Source organism: Actinoplanes philippinensis (assembly GCF_900113015.1).
Classification (GTDB): domain Bacteria; phylum Actinomycetota; class Actinomycetes; order Mycobacteriales; family Micromonosporaceae; genus Actinoplanes; species Actinoplanes philippinensis.
Map to the genome: position 1 here is coordinate 67414 of NZ_FONV01000009.1, position 25039 is coordinate 92452.

The window sequence follows — 25039 nt, forward strand, 5'->3', positions numbered from 1 at the left end:
GGCTGCCCGCCGAGTTGGATCGGCGGCTGGTCGCCGAAGTTCCCGGTGCGGACCAGTGAGGGGGTGTCCGAAGCCGGCCGTTGCCGTTCCGTCGGCCCGCCCCCAGGACGCGAGGGTTATCCGGACCGCCCCCTGCCTCAATTAATGGATTACTGTTATCGGCAATCCGATAATCGCGAGAGAGGCTTGAAACGGACAAAACGCCGTTACACCATAAGGTCCGTTCTGTTGTAACTCGGATTGTCGGACCCTGGGCGTACGGTCTGCGCCATGGAACAGACCGACCAGATCCGGTGCCGCTATTGCCGGAAGACGTGGCCACCGGAGCAGTTCCGAACCCGCCACGGCAAGCCGACCACCCACTGCAGTGCGTGCCTTGAGGCCAAGCGCGAGAGAAGCCGCCTGAGACGGGAGCGGATGGGACCCGCAGGAGTTCGTGCTGCGAATCTGTGGGACAAGTACCGGATCACCGTCGAGCAGTACGATGCGCTGCGTGCGGCCCAGCAGTATCGGTGCGGGATCTGTGGAACGCACGAGGACGACATCACCGCGATCCCGACCGGCAGGCCTCGCCTCGACGGCACGCCGACAGCTCCGGCTGTCCGGCTGGTCGTCGACCACTGCCATGAGAGCCACCGTGTCCGTGGTCTGCTTTGCAACAACTGCAACACGATGATCGGGCTGTCCTCGGAGAACCCGATCATCCTGCGTGCCGGAGCGGCCTACCTGGAGGGGATGCCCGTAGTTGCGGCGCAGGACCCAACAGAGGTCGCTGACCAGGGGGAACGCACGGTTGAGGTCGACTGGCCAGGGCCGCCGGGCGATGGCGGAATCGGCGGTGAAGGGAAGGTTGGACCACTGCCGGCCATGGTGCGCCGATAAGGAAGTCCGGCCGCCGAGTCAGTGGCGGACCTGGTGGAGGGCTGGGACGGATCGACGAGGCGATCGTCCTGCTGCGCACGCGAAGGACCACCTCGATCAACAACCGTGACCAGCTTGCCGACCTACCGGCCCGGCACGGCCGGATCGAAACCATGGGCGTACGCGGTCTTGGAGTGCCACGGGCACGCTGCGAAGCGTCGTGCGGACCCGCTGGGAGAACACGGCGCCGTGGCGGTGGGACGGAGGTCTTGCGGCGCTTCTGTCGACGCCACGGCCGGGGCGACCAGGCCCTGGAGGCCCTGCTGATCACTCGCGGACTCCCGGTAGGTGGACGAGGCAGTCGTCCGCCTACCGGGAATCCGCGAGGGCAGAACCTCGTCACGAGATCTTCACCTCCGCGCCCGGTGTCCCGCAGCAGGGGGCGGGACCCGCCGCCCCGCTGCGGGAGGGGACCGGTCACCGGACGAAGTGGATCTCCGGGTAGCGCGGGTCCGGGGCGGCGAGCAGGCGGCCGTCGCGGCATCGCAGGTGCTGGTCGAAGAACGCGCGCAGGTAGGTGCGCTGGATCTCGACGGATCGTGGCGGGGCGAGGGTGCCGACCATGCCCGCCAGCTGTTGGGGGGTCAGGCCGATCTCGAGGGCGGCCTGGGGGTAGAGGGATACGCCGTCGTTGAACGAGCCGTGGACCGTGTCGCGCAGTCTGAGCTGCCTTTTCCAGCCCTGTTGGGCGGACCAGAACCTGGTCCACGTGGGGTCTTCGGCGTCGGGCCCGTGGTCGCTGCTGATCAGCAGGAACGGCCGGGCCGAACCGCCCGTGGCGGCGGGGCCCACGAAAGTGCCGTCCAGGTTGACGCCGGCCTTGAGGCGGGGGTCGTCGTGCATCACCGCGGCGGCGGTGCTGCCGCCCAGGGAGTGGCCGAACATGCCGATGCGGCTCAGGTCGAACGCGCCGCGCAGGCCGTCCGGCAGGCGGCGGCGGGCGGCGTCCGGATTGCGGCCGGCGTCGAGGGCGGCCAGCTGGTCGAGGACGAACCGGGTGTCGGCGTCCCGGACGGCGGCGGCCTGGACGACGACCTCGTCGGTGAGGTCGGGGGGAAGGGCCGCGACCTCGACCCGCCCGCCGGGGAACTCGACCTCGGACGCGTCATGGGTGTGATCGATGGTCACGACGATGTAGCCGTGGGCGGCCAGATCCTCGACCAGGACGGTGCCGGTGCCGCGGTCGCCGCCGAGGCCCGGCGAGTACAGCAGCACAGGGTGGCCGCCGCGCCGGGGCAGGACCGGCGCCCCGGTCCGGCCGTGCGTGCGGGTGCTGCGGATCCGGTCGGCGGGCAGGCCGAAGGTCTCGGCGAAATGGGGCACGGCGCCGGGGGACAGCCACGGCTCGGGCAGATGGCCGCACAGGTCCCGGGCCGGATACCAGATCTGGATCATGATTTCTCGCGGCGGGTGGCCCGGCGCCCACGGATCGGTGCGGGTCGTGTCGCGCAGGTGCACAGCGACGGTGCCGAGATCGGCGGGGCCGGTGGGCGCGGGCAGAACGTAGCCCGCGGCGGCCCGGCGGCCGGTGGCCGGGCCGGGATCGGACGTGCGGGCGGCGGCCGGTGCGGCGACGGCCAGGCCGGCACCGGAGGCCAGGACGGCGGTGAGCAGCGTACGGCGGCGCAGTGGCCGTACCGCGGCGGGCTTGTTCGTGATCGGTTCCAGCATGCCGATCACGCTGCCGGACGCCGGACGCGTTGTCGGTGGGGCGGCCCGCCGGTCCGGGGTGGGGTTTTCCGCACCCCGAGCCGGCGGGTAGCCCCGTCGCCGAGGCACCGGACGGTGTCTACGGTGATCGCATGACAGCGGCGCATGCGGTGAGCTCCTGGCGGGTCGTGCTGCACACGCTCGTGGGTCTGCCGCTCGGGGTGTCCGGTTTCGTGCTGACCGGTGTCCTGCCGATCGGCGCCGCCTACTGCGCGGGCTGGAGCCTGCTGTATGCCGCGCCCGGCGACCGGCCGATGACCGGCGTGTTCGTGCTGCTCGCGGTGGTGGCGCCGGGGCTGGCGCTGGCAGCCGTGGGTCGCCTGGCCGCGGTGCAGCGGCGGCGGTTCCGGGCGCTGCTCGGCGCCGGCATTCCCGCGCCGGCCCGGCCGGCCCGCGGGCGGCTGATCGCCTACCACCTGCTGGCGTTGTTCACCGCTCCGGTGTTCGCCGTGGTGGCGGTGGCGGCGCCGTGGGCGGCCGCCCGGGTGGCGCGGGCCGACACGGCGCTGGCGCGGGCGCTGCTCGGGCCCGGGCGTCGTGCGGAGCTGTCGATGCGGGTGGAGTCGCTGGCCCGCAGCCGGGCCGACATCGTCGCCGCGACCGACGCCGAGCGCCGCCGGATCGAGCGTGACCTGCACGACGGCGCCCAGCAGCGACTGGTGTCGCTGGCGATGAACCTGGGCATGGCGCGTGCCGGTCTCGCCGGGACGCCGGGGCCGGCGATGCGCGCGATCGAGGACGCCCACGACGAGGCCGTCGAGGCTCTCGCCGCGATGCGCGAGTTCGTCCGGGGGCTGCATCCCGCCGTGCTCGACGACCGTGGGCTGGACGCGGCCCTGTCCGGTGTCGCCGCCCGCGCCCCGCTGCCGGTGCGGCTTCGTGTCGACGTGCCGGTGCGCTGTTCGCCGGCGGTCGAGGCGATCGCGTACTTCGTGGTCTCCGAGGCGCTCACCAATGTCAGCAAGCACGCCGGCGCCACTCACGCCGAGGTGGCCGTGCACCGCGCGGCCGGCCGGCTGCGGGTGGTGGTCACCGACGACGGCCGGGGTGGCGCGAGCACCGGTGGTGACGGCACCGGGCTGCTCGGGCTGGCCCGGCGGGCGGCCGCTGTCGACGGGACGTTCGCGCTGCACAGCCCGGTGGGCGGGCCGACGACGATCACCGTGGAGCTGCCGTGCGGATCGTGATCGCCGAGGATTCGGTGTTGCTGCGGGCCGGGCTGACCAAACTGCTCACCGACGGCGGTTTCGAGGTCGTCGAGGCGGTCGCCGACGCTGACGCGCTGCTGCGTGCGGTCGCTGTGCACCGTCCCGATGTGGCGCTCGTCGATGTGCGGATGCCGCCGTCGCACACCGACGAGGGCATCCGGGCCGCCCTGGTCATCCATCACGAGTTCCCGCGGGTCGCCGTCGTGGTGCTGTCCCAGTTCGTCGAGGAGCGGTATGCCACCGATCTGCTGTCGGTGCGTACCAGTGGTGTCGGCTACCTGCTGAAGGACCGGGTGGCGCATGTGCCCGACTTCCTGGCCGCGGTCCGCCGGGTGGCCGCCGGCGGCACCGCTCTGGACCCGGAGGTGGTCGCTCAGCTCCTGGTCCGGCATCGGAGCGACCCGCGGGAGCGGCTCACGCCCCGGGAGTCACAGGTGTTGCGGCTGATGGCCGAGGGCCGTTCCAACAACGGCATCACCGCCGAGCTGAGGGTCAGTCACAGCGCGGTGGAGAAGTACATCAGCAGCATCTTCACCAAGCTGGATCTTCCGCATACCGACTCCGACCACCGCCGGGTCCTCGCCGTCCTGAGGTATCTGCGTCCCTGAGGCGACCGCTCGGCAGGATTGCGGTCAGGAAGTGGCCGCTGTGCGGGGCAGGCTGGCACCATGATACTTGACCGTTCAGGATCACGGATCGACCACCTCAACGTCGCGGTGCCGGATCTGGCCGCCGCGGTGGCCTTCTACGAGCCGGTGCTGGCGGCCATCGGGATCAGCAAGATGCTCGAGATCCCGCCGAACGCGACACCCCACCAGCCGACGGCGATGACCGGGTTCGGGCTGGCCGGTGTCAAGCCGTACTTCTGGCTCATCGACGGCGGCGTCGTCGGCACGAACATGCACCTGGCCTTCACCGTCGACACCCGCGCGGACGTGGCGACGTTCCACCGGGTCGCGCTGGAGGCCGGTGCCACGTCGCTGCTGGCGCCCGGCGTCCACCCGGAGTATCACGACGATTATTTCGGCGCGTTCGTGCTGGACCCGCACGGGATCAACCTGGAAGCGGTCTGCCACCGCCCCGGATGACGCGATCTGGCGTCTCCGGTGAGCAGGCCGGTCGGTCTGCTCACCGGAGACGGCTCTGCTACGGGGCGGTGCGCCAGCTGGTCGGCACGCCGGGCACGCCGATGGTGTGCTGCTGGGCGCCGGTGGCGGTCATCAGCCAGATCTGCGGGGTCAGGGACGCCGTGCTGATCGGGTCCGGCGGGCTCGGGTCCTCCGGGTCCGGCGGGGTCGGCGGGGCGGCCGGGCCGCTGCCGAAGGCGATCCACCGGCCGTCCGGTGACCAGACCGGCGACGACTCGAACACGTCCGGCGTGTCGGTCAGCTGCCGTCGCCGGCCGGTGACCGCGTCGACCAGCCACAGGTCACCGGCGGCCTCGACGGCGAACGTACGGCCGTTCGGGCTCCAGTCGAGCTGCTGGGCGCGCGGCAGGTCGCTGACGGTTCGCGTGCCGGAGCCGGTGGCCCGGTGGACGGTCACGCCGGGCGCGTTCGCGGTGGCGAACCGGTGGCCGCCGGGTGACCACGACGGTGACATCTCGGTGAGCGCGCTCTGGGTGACGTTACGGAAACCGGCCGCCGCGCCGCCCCCGTCGACGGTGTAGATGTCGCCGCAGGACTCGAACGCGACCTGCGTGCCGTCCGGTGACCAGCGTGGGGTCGACGGCACGCACGGCCCGTCGACGAGCCACCGGTCATCGGCGCCGCCCGCGGCCGTGGCGCGGACGCTGAACCCTTCGATGTAGGCGATCTGTGTTCCGTCCGGTGAGTAGTCCGGGCTGGAGTACCAGGCGAGGTCCCGGCCGTGGTCGATGGGTGCGCTGCCGTCGGGCCGGATGCTGCGCAGGTGGCCGGCCGCGTCGCTGCGCGGCAGGTCGAGGTAGAGGATGCGGCCGCCCGGGGCCGGCCCGGTCGCCGCCGCGACGGCTCCGGCCGGGGTGAGGGTCAGCAGCATCGCGGCGATCGCCCCCGTGGCGAGCATGGTGCTACTTCGGTGCATCAGGTGCTCCTTTCACCGCTCGACATCTGTCGGCCGCGACGATGTCAGGGCTGCTCGACGGTGCCGGGTCGTCGCCGTGTAGATCAGCCGAACATTGGTGGTCACCTCTTCGTGACGATGACCTTCCTGCCGGACGGGGAGCGGATCCTCGTCGCGTGGCGGGCGGACCGCACCGGGGCCACTGCGGCGATACTCCTGGCATGGGTTTCATCGACAAGATCGCCTGGATCCAGGTGGCGGACGGCGCGGTGCTGAGCACCCGCAGCGTGGGCCGGGACGTGTTCTATCTGCCCGGCGGCAAGCGCGAGCCCGGGGAGAGCGACGTCGACACGCTGGTACGTGAGGTCCGCGAGGAGCTCAGCGTCACGATCGTGGCCGGCAGCGCCGCGCATCTGGGCACGTTCGAGGCGCAGGCGCACGGCCACCCGGACGGCACGATCGTGCGGATGGCCTGCTACACCGCCGATTTCGACGGGGTGCTGCGGCCGGACAACGAGATCGAGGAGATCGTCTGGCTGACCGGTGCGGACCGGGACCGCGTGTCGCCGGTCGATCAGCTGGTCTTCGACGAGCTGCTACGGGCCGGGCTGCTGCGGCAGCGCCCGTAGCGGTCAGAGGCCCAGCGGTGTCGGCCGGTCCGGTGGCCCGGCGGTGAGCAGCGCGGTCAGCGGGGTGGTCAGGTCGCGGGGCGAGAACAGGCCGGGTCCGGTGTGGCCGGCGATCTCCGCGAGCCGCCACCACCGGAAGGCGTCCAGGTGCTCCTCGGTGGCGAGCTCGTCGGCGGTCAGCTCGCCGCGGGGCTCGAAGTGGCTGGTCCGGACCAGGTAGTAGTCGTTGACGATGCCGTCGAGACCCGGCGCGTGGCCGGGGCCGATGATCTCCTGGTGCCAGATGTGCGGGGGATCGGCCGTGACCGTCAGACCGGTCTCCTCGCGCAGCTCACGGCGCAGGGCGGTCAGCCTGTCCTCGCCGGGCTCGATGCCGCCGCCGGGCGCGGCCCAGACGGTCGTCGTGCCCGCGGGCACCGCCGGGTGGGGGAAGACGAACCGGCACAGCAGGACCCGGTCGTGCTCGTCGACGACGATCGCGCGCACCGAGCGGCGCAGGTGCAGCGTCACGGCGTGCCGGGCGCGGTGGCGGGGCGGGCGATGATCGGCACCACGGCAGCCTACCAACCGTCCTGGTAGGGCGGAGGCCGCCGATTGCACCCGGACTGCACCGGGGAAGTCCGACGATTGCGGGACGGCCGCACGATGGTTCGCGGCGTGATCAACAAGAACAGGGCCCGCCGTGCTGCGGGGATCGTCGTCGCCGCCACGGCGGCCGGGGCTGTCGGGGTGGCGGGGCCGGGCGCGAGCGCCGCGACGGCCGGAGGATCGCCGGCCACGCCGGCGTCGCTGGGTGTCGCCGGGCTGGCCGCGCCGCTGTCGGGCGCCGAGGTGCCGTTGTCCGCGTCGGCGAAGGCGATCCTCGCCGGGCACGGCATCGCCGTCGACGGGACGAGCCCGCAGGCGACGATCACCGCCACCGGCGCCGACACGTACCGCAATCAGCAGTGGGGTTTCGACGCGATCGACGCCCCGGCCGCGAACACGGTCAGCACCGGCGAGAACGTGGTCGTCGCGGTCATCGACACCGGCGTCGCGCGGGTCTCCGAGTTCGGGTCACGGGTGCTGCCCGGCACCGACCTGATCGCCTCCGGCGACGGGACCAACGACCTGGACGGCCACGGTACGGGTGTCGCCAGCATCATCGCCGCGACCACGAACAACGCCTGGGGCATCGCGGGGATCGCCCCGAACGTGAAGATCCTGCCGGTACGGGTGTGCGCGCCCGGCGGGTGCCCGCTGGACGCGGTCGCCGCCGGCATCATCTGGGCCGTCGACCACGGCGCCCAGGTGATCAACCTGAGTCTCGGTGGGGTCGGCACGCCCGCGCTGGAGTCCGCGATCACGTACGCGGAGGGCGCCGGCGTGCCGGTCGCGGCGTCGACCGGGAACTCCGCCAAGGACGGCAACCCGGTCCTCTACCCGGGTGGGTACGACAGTGTCGTCGGCACGGGCGCGGTGAACAACACGCGGGCGCGCGCCGACTTCTCCGAGTTCGGCCCGCAGGTCGACGTGGTCGCCCCTGGTGTCGGTATCGCCATGGCGTACCCCGCGGAGAAGTTCGTGCTCGGGTCGGGCACCTCGCAGGCCGCGCCGCACGTCGCCGCCGCGATGGCGCTGGCGAAGTCGGTCAAGCCGTCGGTGACCCCGGCGCAGCTGCGGGCCGCGATCGCCGCGTCCGCCGTCGACCTGGGCGTGGCCGGCCGGGACGACCAGTTCGGCGCCGGCCTGCTCAACGCGGCCGGGCTCCTCAAGGCCCTGGGCGCCGCGGCGGCGCCCGCGCCGGGACCGTCCGTCCCGGCGCCGGTGGTGTCGGCGGTCACGCCGGTCTCCGGGTCGACCGGCGGCGGCACCCTGGTGACGATCACCGGCAGCGGCTTCACCAGCGTGGACGCGTCGAACCCGGCCGCGGTGAGGTTCGGGTCGACCCCGGCTGCCTCGTTCACCGTCACGTCGAACACGGCGATCACCGCGATCGCGCCGGCCGGCGCGGACGCGCAGCAGATCACCGTCACCAACGGCGCCGGCGCGAGTGTCAACACGAAGGTGACGTTCACCTACCGGGCTCCGCTGGGCGCGTCGTTCACCAGCACGGCGGTGCCGCTGACCGGCGGCACGGTGATCCCGGTGACGGTGACCGGCGGGACCGCCGGCGCCACGGCTGCCGCGTTCGCCGGCGAGCGGATCACCGCCAGGGTCGGCGGGGTCGCCGCCACCGTGGCGTGGGTCGACGCCACCCACCTGAAGGTCACCGCGCCCGCCTCGACCCGCTCGGCGGCGCTGCGCATGCAGCTGGTCCACGACGGGGTGGCCGGACCGGAGTCGGAGTCGGCCGTCCAGTACGGGCCGGCGGTCACGGCTGTGGCGCCGCAGATCGTCAACGGTGGCGGCGGGACCACGGTGAAGATCACCGGTGCCGGGTTCGCCGGTGTCGACGCGTCGGACCCGGCCGCGGTCCGCTTCGGTGACCTGAACGCGCAGTCGTTCACGGTCGTCAACGCCACCACGATCACCGCGGTCACCCCGGCGGGCCTCAGCGGCCCGGTGCCGGTGCGGGTCACCACCGGCGGCGGATCCAGCGCGGCGACGGTCGCGGCGACGGTACGGGCACGGGCGCCGCTCGGGTTCACCGTCGCGGACGGCACGGTCGCGAAGGCCAGCGGCGGCACCGTCGTCACGCTGACCGTCACCGGCGGCACGGTCGGCGCGACGCCGAAGGAGTTCGCCGCCGAGTCGATCAGCCTGCTGCTCGGCACGACCCGGATCAGCCCGGTGTGGGTCGACGCCACCCACCTGAAGGCGACGCTGCCGCCGTCGGCGACGGCCGTCACCCTCGACCTGGTGATCGTGCACGACACCGTCACGGGCCCGGCGACGCCGATCACGTACGTGCCGGTGGTGACCGGCCTGTCGGCGAACACCGACACCACCGCCGGTGGCCGCAAGGTCGTGGTCCGGGTCGCCGGCGCCGGTTCCGGCCCCGCCGGGTTCCGGTTCGGCGACACCCCGGCCGTGTGTACGGCACAGGCGGCCGGCGCCTGGTCGTGCACCGTGCCCGCCGTCTCGTCGGCCGGGCCGACCTGGGTGTCGTTCACCACCGCGTCGGGGGCGGTCAGCCGGTTCACCGCGGCGGCCGCGTTCTCCTACACCGACCTGGACTGAGCCGCACGTCGCACCACCGGAGCCTGCACGGTCACCGCACGTGACCGTGCAGGCTCCGGTGTCTGATCCCCGGCTAGGGTGGGGGCATGGGTTGCTTCGCCTGCATGCAGATTCGCGCTGCCGCTTAGCGGCGGTGTCACGGTTCCAGTGACGTGCCCGGCCCCGGGTGGGCCGGCGTCTGGCCGTACCGCCGGATCGAGGTCCTTTCCGGCAGCCCTGCCACGTGCCCTTTTCCGTGCTGCCGGTTCGTTCACGGATGGTCCGGGGAGCATGGGGTGCACGAGATCGGCGAGTCGGCGACGGGGCGGCGGTCACCCGTATCCGGCACATTGTTCCTGATGGTGGGTCTTCCCGGCGCCGGGAAGACCACCCGGGCCCGGCAGCTGGCGGCCGCGCATCGCGCGTTGCGGTTGACCCCGGACGAATGGATGGTCGCGCTGTTCGGCGATCCGGACGCCGGCGGCCGCCGCGACGTGCTGGAAGGCCTGCTGATCACGATGGCGTTGCGGGCGCTGGTGGCGGGCACGAACGTGGTGCTCGACTTCGGGTTGTGGGGCCGCGACGAGCGGTCGGCGCTGCGGTGGCTGGCGGAATCGGCGGGCGCGCCGTGCCGGGTGGTGTATCTGCCGGTCGACCCGCGGGTGCAGGCGGCCCGGGTCGCGCACCGGCAGGCCACCGCGCCGCACACCACGTTCCCGATGAGCGGCGCCGACCTCGACGCGTGGCGGCGGATGTTCCAGGAACCGGACGCGGCCGAGCTCGATACGGCGGCGCGGGTCCCGGCGCCGCCCGCGGGATGGGCCGGGTGGCCGCAGTGGGCGGCCGGGCGGTGGCCGTCGCTGGCCGGGTGACCGGTTGGTTCGATCCTCGGCACGACCAGGTTTGGGAAGCGGCCGGTGCGGACAAGGCGGTGGCCGGGCCCACCCTCGGGCGGTAACCCAGGGTGGGTCATGCGCCGGTCGCCACGCTGGACGAGAATGAGCCTGCACGAAAGCTTCTCGACTTGAAGGGACCTCTTCCTTGAGCGCTGGACTCGCAGCCCTGCTGGACGACATCGCGGTGCTGGCGCGTGCGGCGGCCGCGTCCGTCGATGACGTGGGGGTCGCCGCCGCCAAGGCCGGGGCCAAGGCCGCCGGTGTGGTCATCGACGACGCCGCCGTCACCCCGCAGTATGTGCGCGGCCTGGCCGCCGAGCGGGAGATCCCGATCGTCAAACGCATCGCCATCGGGTCGCTGCGCAACAAGTTCCTGATCATCCTGCCGGTGATCCTGGTGCTCAGCCAGTTCCTGCCGGTGCTGCTGACGCCGCTGCTGATGGTCGGTGGCGCCTATCTGTGTTACGAGGGCGCCGAGAAGATCTGGGAGAAGATCGCCCACTCCGATCACGGCGAGGAGAAGCAGGAGCGCGTCGACGAGAAGACGCTGGTCGCCGGGGCGATCCGCACCGACCTGATCCTGTCGGCCGAGATCATGGTGATCTCGCTGAACGAGGTCGCCGCCGAGGCGTTCTGGTCGCGGCTGATCATCCTGTCGATCGTCGCGGTGATCATGACGGTGCTGGTGTACGGGGCGGTCGGCCTGATCGTCAAGATGGACGACGTCGGTCTGCGGCTGGCCGAGAAGCCCGGCAAGGGTGTCGCGAAGTTCGGCCGCGGGCTGGTCAAGGCGATGCCGAAGGTGCTGACCGGGCTGAGCGTGATCGGCACCGCGGCGATGCTGTGGGTCGGCGGGCACATCCTGCTGGTCGGGGCGGACGAGCTGGGCTGGCACGGGCCGTACTCGATCGTGCACCACATGGAGGAGGCCGTCCACGACGCGACCGGGGCGCTCGGTGGTGTGTTCGGCTGGTTCACCAACACTCTCGCGAGCGCGGTCGTGGGGCTGGTGATCGGTGCGGTGATCGTGGCGTTCATGGCGGTCACGTTCCACCGCAAGTCGCACTCCGCGCCCTCGGCTCCGGCCGCTGCCGCCCCGGCACCGTCCACGGCCTCGGATCCGGCCGCCGCCTCAGGTCCGGCCGCTGCTGTGGCGCCGTCGTCCGGTTCGGACGCGGCGGCCACCTCGGCGCCGTCGTCCTCCGCCGAGCCGTCCTCCGAATCCAAGCAGTAACAGTGTGTGGTAGGGCGGGCCCGGCACCGATCACGGTGCCGGGCCCGTCTGTCACAGGTGGCGGGCGAAGAACCGGACGGCGCTGTCCAGCTCGTGCTCCGGCAGACGGTCCGAGTGGCCGCCCGGGTTGGCGTGCAACGTCTTGTCCGGTGACGCGAACGCGTCGAACAGGGCCAGGCTCTGCTCGCGGGGCACCCGCTCGTCGTGCCACTGGACCAGGAACTCGACCGGCACGGTGATCCGGGCGGCGTCGCCGGCATTGGCCAGGCCGCTGCCCAGGCCCAGCACGGCGGCCCGGACCCGCGGCTCGGCGGCCACGAATGGCACCCCGAGCCCGCAGCCCAGCGACATGCCCCAGTAGCCGACCGGGCCGGCGCCGACATGATCGAGGGTTTGCACGGCGTCGAGCACGGCCCGCCACTCCGGGACGGTCTGCTCGGCCACCATCGCCTGGAACGCGGTGATCAGGGCGATCGGATCCTCGCCGGCGTCGATGCGGGCCTGGTTGGCGGTGGCGGCGGCGTCGAACGCGGCGTGGACCGGCCGGTCGCCGTGGCCGGGCGCGTCGATGCTGACGACCGCGGCGCCCAGATCGGCGACGAACCGGCGGGCCCGGTGCAACACGGCCGGGGCCGTCTTGTGCTGGCCACCCCCATGACCGATCACGATCAGGGGACGGGCGCCCGAGGCGCTCTGCGGGGTCCAGAGAGCGGCAGGGACGTCACCGACGGTGAGGATCAGATGTCGAACGCCATCAGCGGACGACGTGGAAAGGGAGCGCACGAGTAATCGAGGCCTTTCGGAATGCCTGGACGGGCACTCCCCGGGCCATGCGAGGCGGGGAGCCCCGATCGGTCACAGCGTTTGATCGGTCTCACCTCCCCGGGTAGTCGTGGCGCACGGCACCGGCGAACCTATCAGATCGTCTGGACGGCGACGTCGTGGCCGTCGTAGGGCTCCGGGACCCGGGTGACGATGACACCGTTGAGCATCTGCGCCTCGTGCAGCACCTGCGCGGTCATCAGCGGGCCGGCCAGCGGCGGGCGCACCGGGTGCCGGGCCAGCCGCGGCGCGGCGAGCCGGCCGATCTCGACGGCGACGTGCGGGCTCAGGTCGATGGTGAGCAGGCTGCGCACGCCGAGGATCCGGTCCCAGTGCGACTGGCGGGCGTTGAGCACGGCCTGCGCCTCGGCGATCGCCAGCGTCGGGACGATCACGAACCGGTCGCCGGCGTCGGCGTCGTCGAGCAGCCGCATCAGCCGGGGATGGCCGGAGAACAACTCGACCAGGGCGGAGGCGTCGAGGATGTGCGGGCGGACCTGGATCACGCGGCGCGTTGCCGGCGGCGGGCGAGAAGGGCCTCGACCTGCGCGTCGCCGTCGGCGAGCCACTGCTGGTAGGCGCGCTCCTCGGCCTCGTCGAACGGTTTCGGCTCGGGCAGGCCGAGCAGGGCCGCCAGCCGGCGGCTCGGCGGGACGTCGGGGTTGTCGGCGTCGTCGGTCACGCCGGGATTCTATCCGCGCCCCACGTGAACCGGATATGGGCCTCGCGGTGATAGAGGAGGTACGGGAGGTGGTGCGCATGGAGGGGGACGGGCACGCTGGGGCGTTTCCGCTCGTGCGGGGCGGGCGGTGGGGTTCGCCGGGCCGGTGGCCGTGTCTGGCGGCCCGAGCGGTCGAGCGGTGTGCAGGGCCGGCGCCTCTGGCGGGGTGGCCGTCAGGCCAGCCGCGAGGGATACCCGAGGTGGGACAGGTCGGTGCGGAGGGCGGTTGTCGACCGGTCGGCGTTCAGGCGCCGGACCAGGGTCGTGGTCAGCGGGGTCAGGCCGAAGACCTCGCGGACCGCGTCGCGATCGACGGATCGGCCGTAGTTGTCCTCGGCGAAGCGATGGTATTCCCGGCCGGTCGGATCGAGGAGCACGGCGAAGAGCCGGTCGGCGCCGTCCGGGTCGGGGCGGTCGGGGAAGTCGATGTCGCCGGCGTGCCACCGGTCGTCGCCGGGCTGCCGCCACAGGCAGATCGTCGCTTCGAGCGCGTCGTCGTAGCTCAGTGCCGGCTCGGTCAGCGCGGCGGCGAACGCCTCCGGGACCGTGTCGATCAGTCCCGGCCACGGCTGTTCGTCGTTGGCGGCCGGGCTCATCGGCGACTCGTGGTCGAATCCCAGGAGGAACGCCCCGGCCGGGGAGAACTCGATCGACCAGGCGTCACCGGAGCCGTTGTCCATCGACGCCGTCTCCGTGCCGTGCGGCCGGTCGGACCCGAACCCGTGGTGCCGCGACAGCTCCGCCGGGCTCAGGATCGCGTCCAGCACGGCCAGCGCCCGGCAGCGCTCGCGGAGGGTGGTGATGTCCGGCAGGGCAGCGGCCAGGTCGTGAGCGGTCACCGGCCCATTGAAGCGCACACGCCCGTGTATCGTCCGGTCGTCGATATTCGATCACGTCTATGCCGACGGATGTGGGAGTCGGCGGCGGGGGACCATCATGGGGGAAACATCTATGCGGCGAGTCTCGCGGCGGCGGGTCATCGGGGTGACGGTGGCAGCGGTGTCGGTGGCGGCGGTGCTGGTGCCGGTTCCGGTGGGGGCGGTGAGTGGCACGACGGTCGACGGGGCCGTTCATCCGTATCTCGCCAAGGTTGTCGTGGGCGCTCCCGGCACCGGGTTCGCCTGCACGGGCGCGCTGGTCAACACGCGTTGGGTGGTGACGGCCAAGTCGTGTTTCGAGGCCGGTGGCCAGGTGGTGACCGACGGCGCGCCGAAGGTGGCGACCACCGTGACGGTGGCCGGGGTGGGCCGGGCGGCGACGCGGGTGGTGCCGCACGCGAGCCGTGACGTGGTGCTGATCAAGCTCGCGACCTCGGCGGCCGGGGTGACGCCGGTCACGGTGGCGACCGCGGCGCCGGTGGCGGGTGAGACGGTGTCGGTCATCGGGTATGGGCGGACCGCCACCGAGTGGGTGCCGGGCCAGGCGCATCTGGGCACGTTCACGGTGGCCGGGGTCGGCGCGGCGGCGATCACCGTCGAGCCGGCCGCCGAGGGTCAGGCCGGGCCGTGCCGGGGTGACGCGGGCGGGCCGGGGCTGCGCAGCGTGGCCGGCGGGTTCGAGCTGGCTGCGATCACCTCCTCGGGCGGCCAGGGTGGGTGTCTCGGCGCGCCGGCGGACGCCACGGCGGGTGGCACGCAGACGCGGCTTGACGACATCGCCGCCTGGGTGGCGCAGACGGCCGCCGAGATCAAGCCGCGCGGCGACTTCAACAACGACGGCAACCCGGACGTCGCGGCGATCAACAACAAGCAGGATCTGCTGCTGTTCCCCGGCGACGGGGCGGGCAGGCTGCCGTCGTATGCGGCGATGTGGCCGACCGGCGGCGCGTGGACCGGGTACAAGGCGATCGCCACGGGTGACTTCGACAACGACGGCAAGGCCGACCTGGCCGGCATCAACAAGAGCAACGACCTGCTGTTCTTCCCGGGCAACGGGGCGGGCAAGCTGCTCGGGTACACGGCGATGTGGCCCGGCAGCGGCGCGTTCGCGAACTACAAGGCGATCACCGCGGGTGACTTCAACGGTGACGGCCATCTGGACCTGGCCGGCATCAACAACAACAACGACATGCTGTTCTTCCCCGGCAACGGCACGGGCAAGCTGAGCACGTATGCGGCGATGTGGCCGACCGGTGGCGCGTTCGCGAACTACAAGGCGATCACGGCCGGTGACTTCAACGGTGACGGCAAGGTCGACATCGCGGGCATCAACAACAACAACGACATGCTGTTCTTCCCGGGTAACGGGGCGGGCAAGCTGACGTCGTATGCGGCGATGTGGCCGACCGGTGGGGCGTTCGTGAACTACAAGGGCATTGCCGCTGGCGACTTCAACACCGACGGCCGGCTGGACATCGCGGCGATCAACAACAACAACGACATGCTGTTCCTCCCGGGTGACGGGGCGGGCAAGCTGACGTCGTATGCGGCGATGTGGCCCACCGGTGGGGCGTTCGCCGGTTACGGCGCGATCGGCTGATGCCCGGGCTGCGCAGCGTCACGCCAGCCCGCGCTGCGCAGCGTCACGCCAGGTCGTCGACGCTGCGCAGCGCGGCCGCGAGCAGGGCCGGTTCCGGGCCGGAGGCCAGGACGTCGGCGACCGCGTCGGCGTATTTGATCGCGTGCGCGTCGCCGATGGCCGCGGCCCGGGCGGTGAGGTCGGCGACGGTGAGGCCGGGGCGCGGCGCCGGCAGCGGGCGGGGTTCGGCCGGGGAGTAGGCGGCGGTGATCGCGGCCGTCGCGGCCCAGGCGGCGGCCAGGCTCGCCGGCCAAAGGCTCGGCGGCAGGGCGGGCAGCACCCGCTGGACGGCGTTGGGTGCGGTGACGGCGTGGACCATCATCACCGGGCTGCCGTGGCCGTATTCGCCGTGGCGCCGGGCGGCCGCGGCCACGACGGCGGCAAGCCGTTCCCGCGTGTCACCGCCGCGACCGTCATCGCCATCGCCGCGGCCTTCACCGCGGTCGCCGTCACCGCCGTCACCGCCGCGGCCGTCACCTCGGTCGCCGTCGGCGCCGCGTCCGCTGTCGCCGTCGGCGACGGGTGGGGACGGTGGTTGTGGCAGGTCGGCGAGCTGGGCCAGCCGGTGTCGGATGCCGAACCGCTGGTCGGGGATCCGTGGCACCGCGTCGAGGGCGGCTCGCGGGTCGGACGTCCGGTACGGGCCGGCGCCGGCCGGTGCGAGCGGCTGCCAGCGGGCCGCCCAGTAGGCCAGTCCCTGTCCGAGTTCGGTGATCCGGGCCGGTGTCGGTGCGGCGCGCAGTGCCCGGACCGCGTGGCCGACCCGGATGACGCCGTGGGTGGCGCCGGCGGCGATGCCCGGCAGCAGCCGCGGCCACCAGCGCGTCAGCACGTCCTGCCAGGGTGCGGCGCGCAGCTCGATGTCGAACAGGTCGAGCCAGTCGCCGGTGCGGACCGGGTCGCCGAGCGGTTCGCGCCACTCGTCGGGGTGGATGCGGGCGATGCCGCGGGGCCGTTCTTCGAGGCGGTCGGCGTAGTCGTCGATCCATCGGTGCACGCGATCGCTGTGACCTGCGTGGACCAGCGCCTCCACGGCCATCGGCGCGTGGTTGGACAGCCAGCCGTCGCGTTCCGGGCCGGTGTCGCGCAGCCGGTCGAGGGCTTCGTCGAGGATCATCACGGTCATGGTTTCCAGCCTCATCCCTCAACCGTTGTTGAGGTCAAGCATCAGTGCGGTGGATCTGTTCGCGGGGCTGGTCGACACGTCGGTGCGGCGGATCGCGGAGATCGCCGCGGACGGGCGGCGGTTCGACCGGCAGGAGGTCGCCCGGCTCGCCGACGTGTGGGACAACAACACGTCGAACTTCTTCGGGGTGCTCGGGATCCGGGGCCGGTGGCGGCGGGAACGGGCGGCGCGGGCCGCGCTGCGGTGGATGGGTGGGTTCGGCCGGGAGCGCTACGAGTGGATGGCCGGTGCCGGTGGTGACCCGATGCGGCGGCTGCTGCGGGAACCGGTGGACCGCAGGTACTCCCGCGACTATGGCGGGCGAATCCGTGCCGGTGTGCTGCCGGTGGCGGCTGCCGGGCTGGAGCGGGACTACGATCTGGCGCACGCGCAGGTCGAGACGGTGCGGATCGAGCGGTCGGGTGACGGGTTCGCCGGTTCGGTCCAGGTGCGTGCGCCGCGGACGTTCGCTGCCGGGGACGGCGAGTTCTCGCTGTTCATGCCGGTCGAGGGGGCGCGTGTCGACACGGCGGACCTGCACGGGCTCGACCTGTCGGCCGGGCACGTCCGCATCGGCGGCGGGTCGCTGCGGGGTGGGCCGGTGACGGTCTGGCCGAGCGATGACCAGTGGTATCTGTCGCGCGCGGCCGGGCAGGTCGCGGCCGGGGTTCCGCCGTGGCGTAAACAGGTCGGTCGCCGGGTCTCCGGCGTGGTGGCGCAGGCGTCGGGGGCCGCGAGTGCCGCGTCGTTGGCGTTCTTCATGTCGATGCTGCACATCCGGCGGGTGCGGTATGCGGATCATGTCGGCCGGGTGGCGCTGGAACGGCTGGTGGAGCCGCTGGCCGGGGCCGGGACGCGGGCGGTGGCGGCGTCGCGGCTGCGGGGTGCGGCACGGGAGCAGGCGTTCCGGCGGATGGCCGACGCGTGGGGTGAGGTTCCCGACCGTCCCCGCGGTGACGAGCAGGTGCCCGACGGCGCGGTTCTGACGCTGGTGTCCTGCGGCGGCGGGGTGCTGGTCAACTTTGCGGAGCCGGTGGACGGGCGGTGGCCGGTGCGGGCGGCACGCCTGCAACGACCGGGCGGGATGGTCGTCAGCTGCGTGGACGGGGTGCTGCGGCTGCAGTGACGCGACGGCCGGGAGGCCTCTTGCGCGGGTTTGGGGGCGCGTGGGCCGTACCCCCGCTTGATTATTGTCGGGTGCCGGCCGGAAGCTGGCCGAAGCCTGGCAGGACGCGCTGGGTGACGGCTCGGGTGGCGGCGAGCTGCGCCGCGGAGCGGCGGCGGCGTTCGGCGAGGACCGCGACCAGGAACAGCCACGGTGGGGTGCCGGGTGGTGGTGGCGGGGTGACCTTGGCTTTGACCTCGGCGTGCAGGTTCTGGCCGAGGACGGAGCGGTACGGTTCGGCGAAGTTGAAGGAGCGGGCGGTGAACTGGCGGATCGCCTCGGCCAGGTCGTCGTCGACGGCGGACAGGTCGGCGTCGGCGGCCCAGGGGGCGAGGCCGGCGGGCATGCCGGGCACCAGGTTCCAGGGGACCGGGCGGCGTTCGTGGACGACCAGGGTGCCGGCGGCGAGGTCGCCGAGGCGGCGGCCACGTTCGGAGGCGATCATGGTGGCGAGGCTGCCGGCCCAGGTGATCAGCGGCAGCAGCAGGCCGGGCCATTCGACGGCCAGGCCGATCAGGGCGCGGGTGAAGGCGTGCCGGGCGCGGACCGGGCCGCCGTCCTCGCGGATGACGCGCAGCCCCATGATGCGTTTGCCGACGCTGCGGCCGTTGGTGAGCGTCTCGATCGTGGTGGGGTAGCCGACGGCGACGAGCGCGATGCCGATCAGGTAGGCGGTGTCGGGGCGGATCAGGTCGCTGTACGAGGCGGGCAGCAGGTCCAGGCCGATCAGGTACACCGCGGTGAGGAAGCCGAAGACGATCGCCTGCATCAGGATGTCGAACATCAGGGCGATCGCGCGGGAGCCCAGGCGGGCGGGGCGCACGTCGATCTCGACGGCTTCGGCGGTGGTGAGCACCCCGACAGTCAACACGATGGGCCCTCTACGCTGCGAGGGTGGATCTCGATGCGTACGTGGCCGAGCACGGCGGTGAGTGGCGGCGGCTGGAGGTGCTGGTCGGGCGCCGGAGGCTGAACACGGCGGAGATCGACGAGATGGTGCTGCTGTATCAGCGGGCCGCGACGCATCTGTCGATCGTGCGCAGCCGCACCCCGGACGCGGTCGTGCTGGCCGATCTGTCGCGGCTGGTGCTGGCCGGGCGGGCGGCGATCAACCGGAGCGAGCGGTTGTCGTGGCGGCCGGTCGCGGCGTTCTTCGCGGTGCATCTGCCGGCCGCGTTGTACCGGACCCGCTGGTGGTGGCTGACCGTGATGGTGGTGATGGTCGGCGCGGCGTGGGGCCTGATCGAGTATGTGCAGGCGTATCCGGCGGTGCTGGAGGCGTGGTTCGGGGCGCATCCGGACGAGGCGCGGCTGGTGGAGCAGTTCGTCGGCTACTACAGCGAGTATCGGGCGGAGACGTTCTTCAGCGCGGTGTGGGTGAACAACGCGATGCTGGCCGCCCAGTGCCTGGCGTCGGGGGTGCTGATCCTGCCGGTGTTCTACCTGCTGGGCAGCAACCTGATCAGCATCGCGATGATGGGTGCGGCGATGTTCGACGCCGGGGCCGGTGACATCTATCTGACCTACATCGCGCCGCACGGTTTCCTGGAGCTGACGGCGATCTTCATCGGTGGCGGGGTGGGGTTGCGCATCGGCTGGGCGTGGATCGCGCCGGGTCCTTCGTCGACGCGCCGGGAGTCGCTGGTGCGGTGGGCGCGCGAGGGCATGGTCGTGGCGGTCGGGCTGGTGTTCGTGCTGCTGGTGTCGGGGCTGCTGGAGGCGTATGTGACGCCGTCGGGGCTGCCGGCGGCGGCGCGGGTCGGCATCGGGGCGGTGCTGTGGCTGCTGTTCCTGGGTTACGCGCTGGTGTGGGGCCGGGCGGTTCAGAGGCGGCCGGAGGCTTTGAGCAGCAGGTAGACGTCGGCGACCTGCCCGGCGAAGGTGTCGGCGTCGGCGTCGACGACGGTGGCCCCGGAGTGGGCGAGCACGTCGCGGACCCGGTCGCGTTCGGTGAGCACCCGCTGGGCGGCGGCGGCCCGGTGCACGTCGGCGGGGCCGGGGTCGGCGGGCAGTTCGGCGAGGCGGCTGACCAGCGGGTCGCGGACGGCGGCGACGATCACCTTGTGCCGGGCGGTGAGCCGGGGCAGCAGCGGCAGCAGCCCGGCGATCATCGGGGCGGTGTCCAGCGCCGTGAAGATCACCAGCAGGGCGCGTTTGCGGTCGCGGCGCAGCATCTCCTGGCCGAGCAGGGTGAAGTCGGTCTCGGCCAGTTGCGGGTGCAGTGACGCCATGCCGTCGATGAGCCGGGACAGTTTGCGGTTGCCGTGGCCTTCGATGCGGGTTCGTACCGTCGCGTCGAGGGCGAGCAGGTCGACGCGGTCGTCGGCGCGGGTGGCCAGCACCGACAGCAGCAGCGCGGCGTCGATCGAGGCGTCCAGGCGCGGGGCGTCGCCGATCAGCACGGCCGAGGTGCGGCCGGTGTCGAGGACGCAGAAGACGCGCCGGTCACGTTCCGGGCGCCAGGTCCGTACGACCACGTCGGAGGCGCGGGCGCTGGCCCGCCAGTCGATCGAGCGGACGTCGTCGCCGATCACGTATTCGCGCAGCGCGTCGAACTCGGTGCCGTGGCCGCGGCCGCGGGTCACCACGGTGCCGTCGACGACGCGCAGGCGGGCCAGTTTCTCCGGCAGCACCCGGCGTGACGGGAAGCGGGGCAGCACCCGCAGCGTCCACGGCGGGGTGTGGTGTTCGTTCCAGGCGCGGCCGCGCTGGCGGTAGGCCAGTCCGAGCGGGCCGGCCGAGCGCAGCGTGACCCGCACGGCGGGCCGGTCGCCGTGCCGGGTCGGGGTGAGTGTGGTGGTGACCGAGTGTTCGGTGCCTTCGCGCAGGGTGGCGGTGTGAAAGAGCGGGCCGGCGCCGGCGGACGGGACCCAGCTGTCGCGCAGGTGCAGGCGCACCGTGCGGGGGCCGGTGTTGGCGACGGTGAGGATGACCCGGGCGCCGGCGCCGAGCCACACGGTGCGGTCGCCGTCGCGGCGCAGCCGCAGCCCGGTCAGCGGTCCGGCCATCGCCACGTCCAGCAGTGCCAGCAGCACCGCGGCGGCGGTGACGGCGGCCAGCGCGTACCAGGGTTGCGGGGTGAGCGCGGTGAACGGCAGCCCGAGGGCCAGCAGCACGGCGAAGCGGTGGGTGACCATCAGCGGGGTGCGGGCACGGCGGCCAGGACCGCGGCGAGCACGCCTTCGACGGTGGCGCCGTCGAGTTCGGCGTCGGCGCGCAGCCGGACCCGGTGGCGCAGGGTGGGCACGGTGAACGCTTTCACGTCGTCGGGCAGCACGTAGTCGCGGCCGTGCAGCCAGGCGTTGGCCTTGGCGACCGCGAGCAGGGCGGTCGCGCCGCGCGGGGAGGCGCCGAGCTCCAGGGCGGGTGCGGTACGGGTGGCCCGGCACAGGTCGACGATGTAGGCGAGCACGGGTTCGGCGACGGCGACGCGCTGCACGGCGTGGCGGCCGGCGAGCAGGTCGGCGGGCCCGGCGACGGCGGTGACTCCGGCGGCTTTCAGGTCGCGGGGGTCGAAGCCGTGGTGGTGGGCGCGCAGGATGCCGAGTTCCTCGTCGCGTTGCGGCAGCGGCACCGACAGTTTCAGCAGGAACCGGTCGAGCTGGGCTTCCGGCAGCGGGTAGGTGCCCTCGTACTCGATGGGGTTCTGGGTGGCGGCGACCAGGAACGGCTGGGGCAGCGGCCGGGGGTGGCCGTCGACGGTGACCTGGCGTTCCTCCATGGCCTCCAGCAGCGCGGCCTGGGTTTTCGGCGGGGTCCGGTTGATCTCGTCGGCGAGCAGCAGGTTGGTGAAGACCGGTCCGGCGCGGAAGTTGAACGCGGCGCTGTGCGCGTCGTAGATCAGGGAGCCGGTGACGTCGCCGGGCATCAGGTCGGGGGTGAACTGGACGCGTTTGGTGTCCAGGTCCAGGGCGGTCGACAGGGCCCGGATGAGCAGGGTCTTGGCGACGCCGGGGACGCCTTCGAGCAGCACGTGGCCGCCGCAGAGCAGCGCGACGAGCACCCCGCCGACAACCGCGTCCTGGCCGACGACGGCTTTGCCGACCTCGGCGCGCAGCCGGCCCAGAGCTTCGCGGGCCTGGTGGGTGTCGGTTGTCACGACTGCTCTCCTTCGAAGGGCTGGGTGGTCACGTCGCGGACCAGGCGTTGCAGCAGGGTGGCGGCCTCGACCAGGTCGGCGTTGCTGCCGGGGGCCTCGCCGTCGAGGATGTCGCGAACGTAGCGGACCGGCAGGCCGGCGTGGGCGGCGATCTGTTCGCTGTCGGCGTGCGGGGGCAGGCCGAGGTGGGTGGTGAGCCGGCGGCGGGCCTGGGCGCGCAGGATGTCCAGCGACGCGGTGCGGGCGCGGGCGCGCTGGTAGAGGCGGGCGTGGCCGAGCATGGTCTCGTTGGCGGGGACCTTCGACGGCAGCGGCTCGCTGACCGGGGTGCCCAGCCGGCGGGCCGCGGCGGCGGCCAGGGCCAGCAGCACCAGGGCGAGCAGGATGAGGGTGGCCAGCAGGGCCGGGGGCAGGCTCTGCAGCAGCGGGTCGTCGGGCGGGCCGCCGGCCTGCTGGTCGCCGCCGCCTGGGCCGCCGTTGCCGCCGCCCGGGCCGCCGCGCCCGCCGTTGCCGTTGCCGGGATTGCCGCCGCCCTGGTCGTAGGGGTCGGTGCCGGCCGGGGCGGGGCTGCGTGACGGCGGGCCGTCGGTGGTCACCGGGGGCCGGGGCCGGGTGGTGGTGGGTGTCGGGGACGGGGTGGGCCGGTCGCGTTCGTGGACGTCGAGCCAGACGACCCGGTCGTGGCGCGACAGCAGGCCGACGGCGAGGGTGGCGTTGCCGTGTTCGGCGATCCGGTCGTCGCGGAACGGGTCGGGCGAGCCGACGAGGGTGACGGTGTGCTCGCCAGCCGGGAAGGTGGCCATCGCGCCGTCGTAGCAGACGCCGCCGCGGGTGACGGCGTACGCGGTCTTGCGGACGGCGGCGGGCCCGGCTTCGACGGCGATCCGGTCGTCGCAGGCGGGGTCGGTCACGGTGGTGTTCCAGTAGGTGGCGTCGACCTCGGCGGGCCAGCCGCTGCGGCGCAGCGCCGAGGCGGACGGGTCGACGGCCACCACGTGGCTGCCGGCCGGCAGGGTCCGCAGGCGGGGCAGGTCGGCCAGGTCGGGGGTGGCGACGAAGACGGTGACCGGCTCGTCGCCGATGGTGTCGAGCGCGGCGCGGGTGGTGGTGACCCGGTCGACGGTGACGCCGCGTTCGCGCAGCCGCTGGGCGAGCGTGCCGCCGCCGATGCCCTGCGCCTTCGCCGGGGTCAGGTAGGCGGGGTCGTCGTCGTCGGGCTGCTCGATGGCGTGGACGATCAGGGTGCCGGTGATCAGGGCGGTGAGGGCGGCGAACGGGATCGCGGCGCGCAGCCAGCGTCTCATCGGCCGCCTCCGAGCCGGTCGCGGACCTCGGTGGTCAGGTGGCGCATCCGGTCGTCCTCGGGTGGGCCGGCGGGGCGGTGGCCGTACCAGATGTCGGAGAACAGGTCGGTGGCGCCGGTGAGGGCGGGTCCGACGGCGGGGTGGCCGGTGCCGGCGGCGGTGGTCAGTTCGGCGGCGGTGGTGCCGGGGTCGGGGTCGATCAGGCCGGCGCGGGTGAGGTCGGCGACGGTGTCGCGCAGCCGTTCGCGGATGGCTTCGGCGTAGCGGCCCTCGGCGGCGAGCCGGTCGGCGAGTGTTCCGCCCGGCGCCGGCGCGGCGGTGGCGCCCGGTGTGCCGGGGGCGGCGGGGCGAGCCGGGGCGGATGTCGCCCGTTTCGGTTTGCGGCGCCGCCACCTCGGCAGGGTGAGCCGGGGCAGCCGCGGCAGCCGGGGCCGGCGGCGGGGGATCCAGGCGGGATACCAATACCACAGGGCGGCGGTCAGGGCGGTGGCGGCCAGCAGCAGGAGCAGCAGCAGCGGCGGCGACACGATCGTGAAGACCCGGCCGACCAGGTCGTCGTAGCCTCTCATCAGCGCACCACCAGGGCGGCGGCCGGGTCGGCGCCGAGGCTGCGGGCCCGGTTCACGCTGATGTCGAGCCCTTCGGTGCGGATCCTGATCTCCAGCAGCAGCACGGCGTCGAGGCAGGCCAGCGCGGCGTAGGCGACGGCGTTGGCCAGCGCCCAGGCGACCGGGACGGCGAGGCCGACCCACCAGGAGCCGCCGGTGATCGGGGTGATCATGTTGGCGGCCAGGATCCAGCCGCTGCCGAGGGCGAGCCGGATGGCCAGCCACACCAGGTAGCCGAGCAGCCGCAGGAACACCCCGCGCATGCCGCTGCGGGTGGCTCGGCCGACGGCGCGGCCCATCGCGGTGAAGGGGTTGGCGGTCCGGTCGACGGTCAGCACCGCGGTGGCCAGGCCGGCCAGCCCGTAGACGAAGATCACGCCGAGGAAACCGGCGACCGCGGCGCCGAAGGTGAGGGCGGCCAGGGTGACGGCCAGCAGCAGGGCGGGCAGCGGCCGGGCCCGGCGCAGCATGTCACGGGCGCGCAGCCGCCGGCCGAGCAGCGCGGGGCCGGCGGCTGCGCCCGCGCAGGCGCCGAGGATCGCGATGATGAACGCCTCGGCGGCCAGCCCGGCGGCCACGACCGGCACCCAGTCGATGTCCTCGGAGTTGATCCGCCAGTAGTAGATCAGGGGACTGAGCTCGGCGAACGTGCGCAGTTTGCCGAGCAGGAACTGCTCGAGCGCGGACAGGGCCAGCGACAGGCCGAGCAGCGGCGCGGCGTGCCGGCGCAGCAGCGCCACCGCCGCGTCCAGGATCTCCCCCGCGGTCATCGCCCGCAGCGGGATGATCCCCGTTTCCCCGTCCACCCGCATGGCGGGCATCCTAGGTGAACCGGGCGCGGGGCCCGGCGTCCGGT

General features: G+C 73.1%; 25 protein-coding genes. 11 read left to right on the plus strand and 14 right to left on the minus strand.

Annotation, left to right across the window (positions count from 1 at the left end):
* The first annotated feature begins 270 nt into the window (after positions 1–270).
* A complete protein-coding gene (locus BM290_RS23710; protein ID WP_143133907.1) occupies positions 271–882 on the plus strand; it encodes an endonuclease VII domain-containing protein in 612 nt (203 codons plus the stop codon).
* Positions 883–1338: 456 nt separating this feature from the next.
* Here the strand turns inward: BM290_RS23710 and BM290_RS23715 are convergent, their stop codons facing one another.
* Positions 1339–2592 (minus strand): alpha/beta hydrolase family protein, encoded by a 1254-nt coding sequence (locus BM290_RS23715; protein WP_239143673.1) that lies wholly within the window; start codon positions 2590–2592, stop codon positions 1339–1341.
* 131 nt (positions 2593–2723) lie between these two features.
* Between BM290_RS23715 and BM290_RS23720 the strand changes: the two genes are divergently transcribed.
* The 3 genes from BM290_RS23720 to BM290_RS23730 are packed head-to-tail and all read left to right on the plus strand — an operon-like array spanning position 2724 to position 4927.
* Positions 2724–3818 (plus strand): sensor histidine kinase, encoded by a 1095-nt coding sequence (locus BM290_RS23720; protein ID WP_093617665.1) that lies wholly within the window; start codon positions 2724–2726, stop codon positions 3816–3818.
* Positions 3806–4447 (plus strand): response regulator transcription factor, encoded by a 642-nt coding sequence (locus BM290_RS23725; protein ID WP_093617667.1) that lies wholly within the window; start codon positions 3806–3808, stop codon positions 4445–4447. The genes BM290_RS23720 and BM290_RS23725 overlap by 13 nt, the downstream gene beginning before the upstream one ends.
* 60 nt (positions 4448–4507) lie before the next feature.
* Complete coding sequence (locus BM290_RS23730; protein ID WP_093617669.1) at positions 4508–4927, plus strand: VOC family protein; 420 nt, start codon at positions 4508–4510, stop codon at positions 4925–4927.
* A 58-nt stretch (positions 4928–4985) separates the two neighbouring features.
* Here BM290_RS23730 and BM290_RS23735 read toward each other — a convergent pair whose 3' ends face one another.
* Positions 4986–5903, minus strand: coding sequence for a TolB family protein (locus tag BM290_RS23735; protein WP_143133908.1), 918 nt, complete (start codon positions 5901–5903; stop codon positions 4986–4988).
* Between the two features lie 200 nt (positions 5904–6103).
* Between BM290_RS23735 and BM290_RS23740 the strand changes: the two genes are divergently transcribed.
* The gene (locus BM290_RS23740) at positions 6104–6511 is read left to right on the plus strand and encodes an NUDIX hydrolase (protein WP_093617673.1); all 408 of its coding nucleotides are present in this window, start codon (positions 6104–6106) and stop codon (positions 6509–6511) included.
* Between the two features lie 3 nt (positions 6512–6514).
* Here BM290_RS23740 and BM290_RS23745 read toward each other — a convergent pair whose 3' ends face one another.
* Entirely contained in the window at positions 6515–7021 is a 507-nt protein-coding gene (locus tag BM290_RS23745; protein WP_093617675.1) for an NUDIX hydrolase, read from the minus strand.
* Positions 7022–7168: 147 nt separating this feature from the next.
* Here BM290_RS23745 and BM290_RS23750 point away from each other — a divergent pair, with 147 nt between their 5' ends.
* The 3 genes from BM290_RS23750 (at position 7169) to BM290_RS23760 (ending at position 11782) form a co-directional block, all read left to right on the plus strand.
* Positions 7169–9673: a S8 family serine peptidase gene (locus BM290_RS23750; protein ID WP_177319869.1), complete on the plus strand. Its 2505-nt coding sequence runs from the start codon at positions 7169–7171 to the stop codon at positions 9671–9673.
* 338 nt (positions 9674–10011) lie between these two features.
* Positions 10012–10524 (plus strand): P-loop nucleotide/nucleoside kinase family protein, encoded by a 513-nt coding sequence (locus BM290_RS23755; protein WP_093618440.1) that lies wholly within the window; start codon positions 10012–10014, stop codon positions 10522–10524.
* Positions 10525–10693: 169 nt separating this feature from the next.
* Positions 10694–11782, plus strand: coding sequence for a DUF808 domain-containing protein (locus BM290_RS23760; protein WP_093617679.1), 1089 nt, complete (start codon positions 10694–10696; stop codon positions 11780–11782).
* 51 nt (positions 11783–11833) lie between these two features.
* Here BM290_RS23760 and BM290_RS23765 read toward each other — a convergent pair whose 3' ends face one another.
* From BM290_RS23765 to BM290_RS23780, 4 genes are all read right to left on the minus strand, one after another.
* Positions 11834–12565, minus strand: coding sequence for an alpha/beta hydrolase family protein (locus BM290_RS23765; protein WP_093617681.1), 732 nt, complete (start codon positions 12563–12565; stop codon positions 11834–11836).
* Between the two features lie 134 nt (positions 12566–12699).
* Positions 12700–13110 carry a PIN domain-containing protein gene (locus BM290_RS23770; protein WP_239143672.1) on the minus strand — a complete coding sequence of 137 codons (411 nt, stop codon included), beginning with the start codon at positions 13108–13110 and terminating at the stop codon, positions 12700–12702.
* Positions 13107–13286: a hypothetical protein gene (locus BM290_RS23775; RefSeq protein WP_093617683.1), complete on the minus strand. Its 180-nt coding sequence runs from the start codon at positions 13284–13286 to the stop codon at positions 13107–13109. The genes BM290_RS23770 and BM290_RS23775 overlap by 4 nt, the downstream gene beginning before the upstream one ends.
* A gap of 212 nt (positions 13287–13498) precedes the next feature.
* A complete protein-coding gene (locus tag BM290_RS23780; RefSeq protein ID WP_239143671.1) occupies positions 13499–14164 on the minus strand; it encodes a hypothetical protein in 666 nt (221 codons plus the stop codon).
* A gap of 112 nt (positions 14165–14276) precedes the next feature.
* Here BM290_RS23780 and BM290_RS23785 point away from each other — a divergent pair, with 112 nt between their 5' ends.
* The gene (locus tag BM290_RS23785) at positions 14277–15803 is read left to right on the plus strand and encodes an FG-GAP-like repeat-containing protein (RefSeq protein ID WP_177319870.1); all 1527 of its coding nucleotides are present in this window, start codon (positions 14277–14279) and stop codon (positions 15801–15803) included.
* 43 nt (positions 15804–15846) lie between these two features.
* Here BM290_RS23785 and BM290_RS23790 read toward each other — a convergent pair whose 3' ends face one another.
* Positions 15847–16983 (minus strand): questin oxidase family protein, encoded by a 1137-nt coding sequence (locus tag BM290_RS23790; protein WP_239143670.1) that lies wholly within the window; start codon positions 16981–16983, stop codon positions 15847–15849.
* Positions 16984–17017: 34 nt separating this feature from the next.
* Between BM290_RS23790 and BM290_RS23795 the strand changes: the two genes are divergently transcribed.
* Positions 17018–18133, plus strand: coding sequence for a hypothetical protein (locus tag BM290_RS23795; RefSeq protein ID WP_093617689.1), 1116 nt, complete (start codon positions 17018–17020; stop codon positions 18131–18133).
* Between the two features lie 61 nt (positions 18134–18194).
* Here the strand turns inward: BM290_RS23795 and BM290_RS23800 are convergent, their stop codons facing one another.
* Positions 18195–19043 (minus strand): RDD family protein, encoded by an 849-nt coding sequence (locus BM290_RS23800; protein ID WP_239143669.1) that lies wholly within the window; start codon positions 19041–19043, stop codon positions 18195–18197.
* Positions 19044–19066: 23 nt separating this feature from the next.
* Here BM290_RS23800 and BM290_RS23805 point away from each other — a divergent pair, with 23 nt between their 5' ends.
* Positions 19067–20029: a stage II sporulation protein M gene (locus BM290_RS23805; protein WP_093617691.1), complete on the plus strand. Its 963-nt coding sequence runs from the start codon at positions 19067–19069 to the stop codon at positions 20027–20029.
* Here the strand turns inward: BM290_RS23805 and BM290_RS23810 are convergent.
* Genes BM290_RS23810 through BM290_RS23830 form a run of 5 tightly spaced genes read right to left on the minus strand, consistent with a single transcriptional unit; the run spans position 19996 to position 24995 of the window.
* On the minus strand, positions 19996–21309 hold the full coding sequence (locus BM290_RS23810) for a DUF58 domain-containing protein (protein ID WP_093617693.1): 1314 nt from the start codon (positions 21307–21309) through the stop codon (positions 19996–19998). The genes BM290_RS23805 and BM290_RS23810 overlap by 34 nt on opposite strands.
* Positions 21309–22271 carry an AAA family ATPase gene (locus BM290_RS23815; RefSeq protein WP_093617695.1) on the minus strand — a complete coding sequence of 321 codons (963 nt, stop codon included), beginning with the start codon at positions 22269–22271 and terminating at the stop codon, positions 21309–21311. Before BM290_RS23815 ends, BM290_RS23810 begins: the two co-directional genes overlap by 1 nt.
* On the minus strand, positions 22268–23575 hold the full coding sequence (locus tag BM290_RS23820; protein WP_093617697.1) for a DUF4350 domain-containing protein: 1308 nt from the start codon (positions 23573–23575) through the stop codon (positions 22268–22270). Before BM290_RS23820 ends, BM290_RS23815 begins: the two co-directional genes overlap by 4 nt.
* Complete coding sequence (locus BM290_RS23825) at positions 23572–24144, minus strand: DUF4129 domain-containing protein (protein WP_093617699.1); 573 nt, start codon at positions 24142–24144, stop codon at positions 23572–23574. The genes BM290_RS23820 and BM290_RS23825 overlap by 4 nt, the downstream gene beginning before the upstream one ends.
* Positions 24144–24995, minus strand: coding sequence for a hypothetical protein (locus BM290_RS23830; protein WP_143133910.1), 852 nt, complete (start codon positions 24993–24995; stop codon positions 24144–24146). The genes BM290_RS23825 and BM290_RS23830 overlap by 1 nt, the downstream gene beginning before the upstream one ends.
* Positions 24996–25039 lie beyond the last annotated feature (44 nt).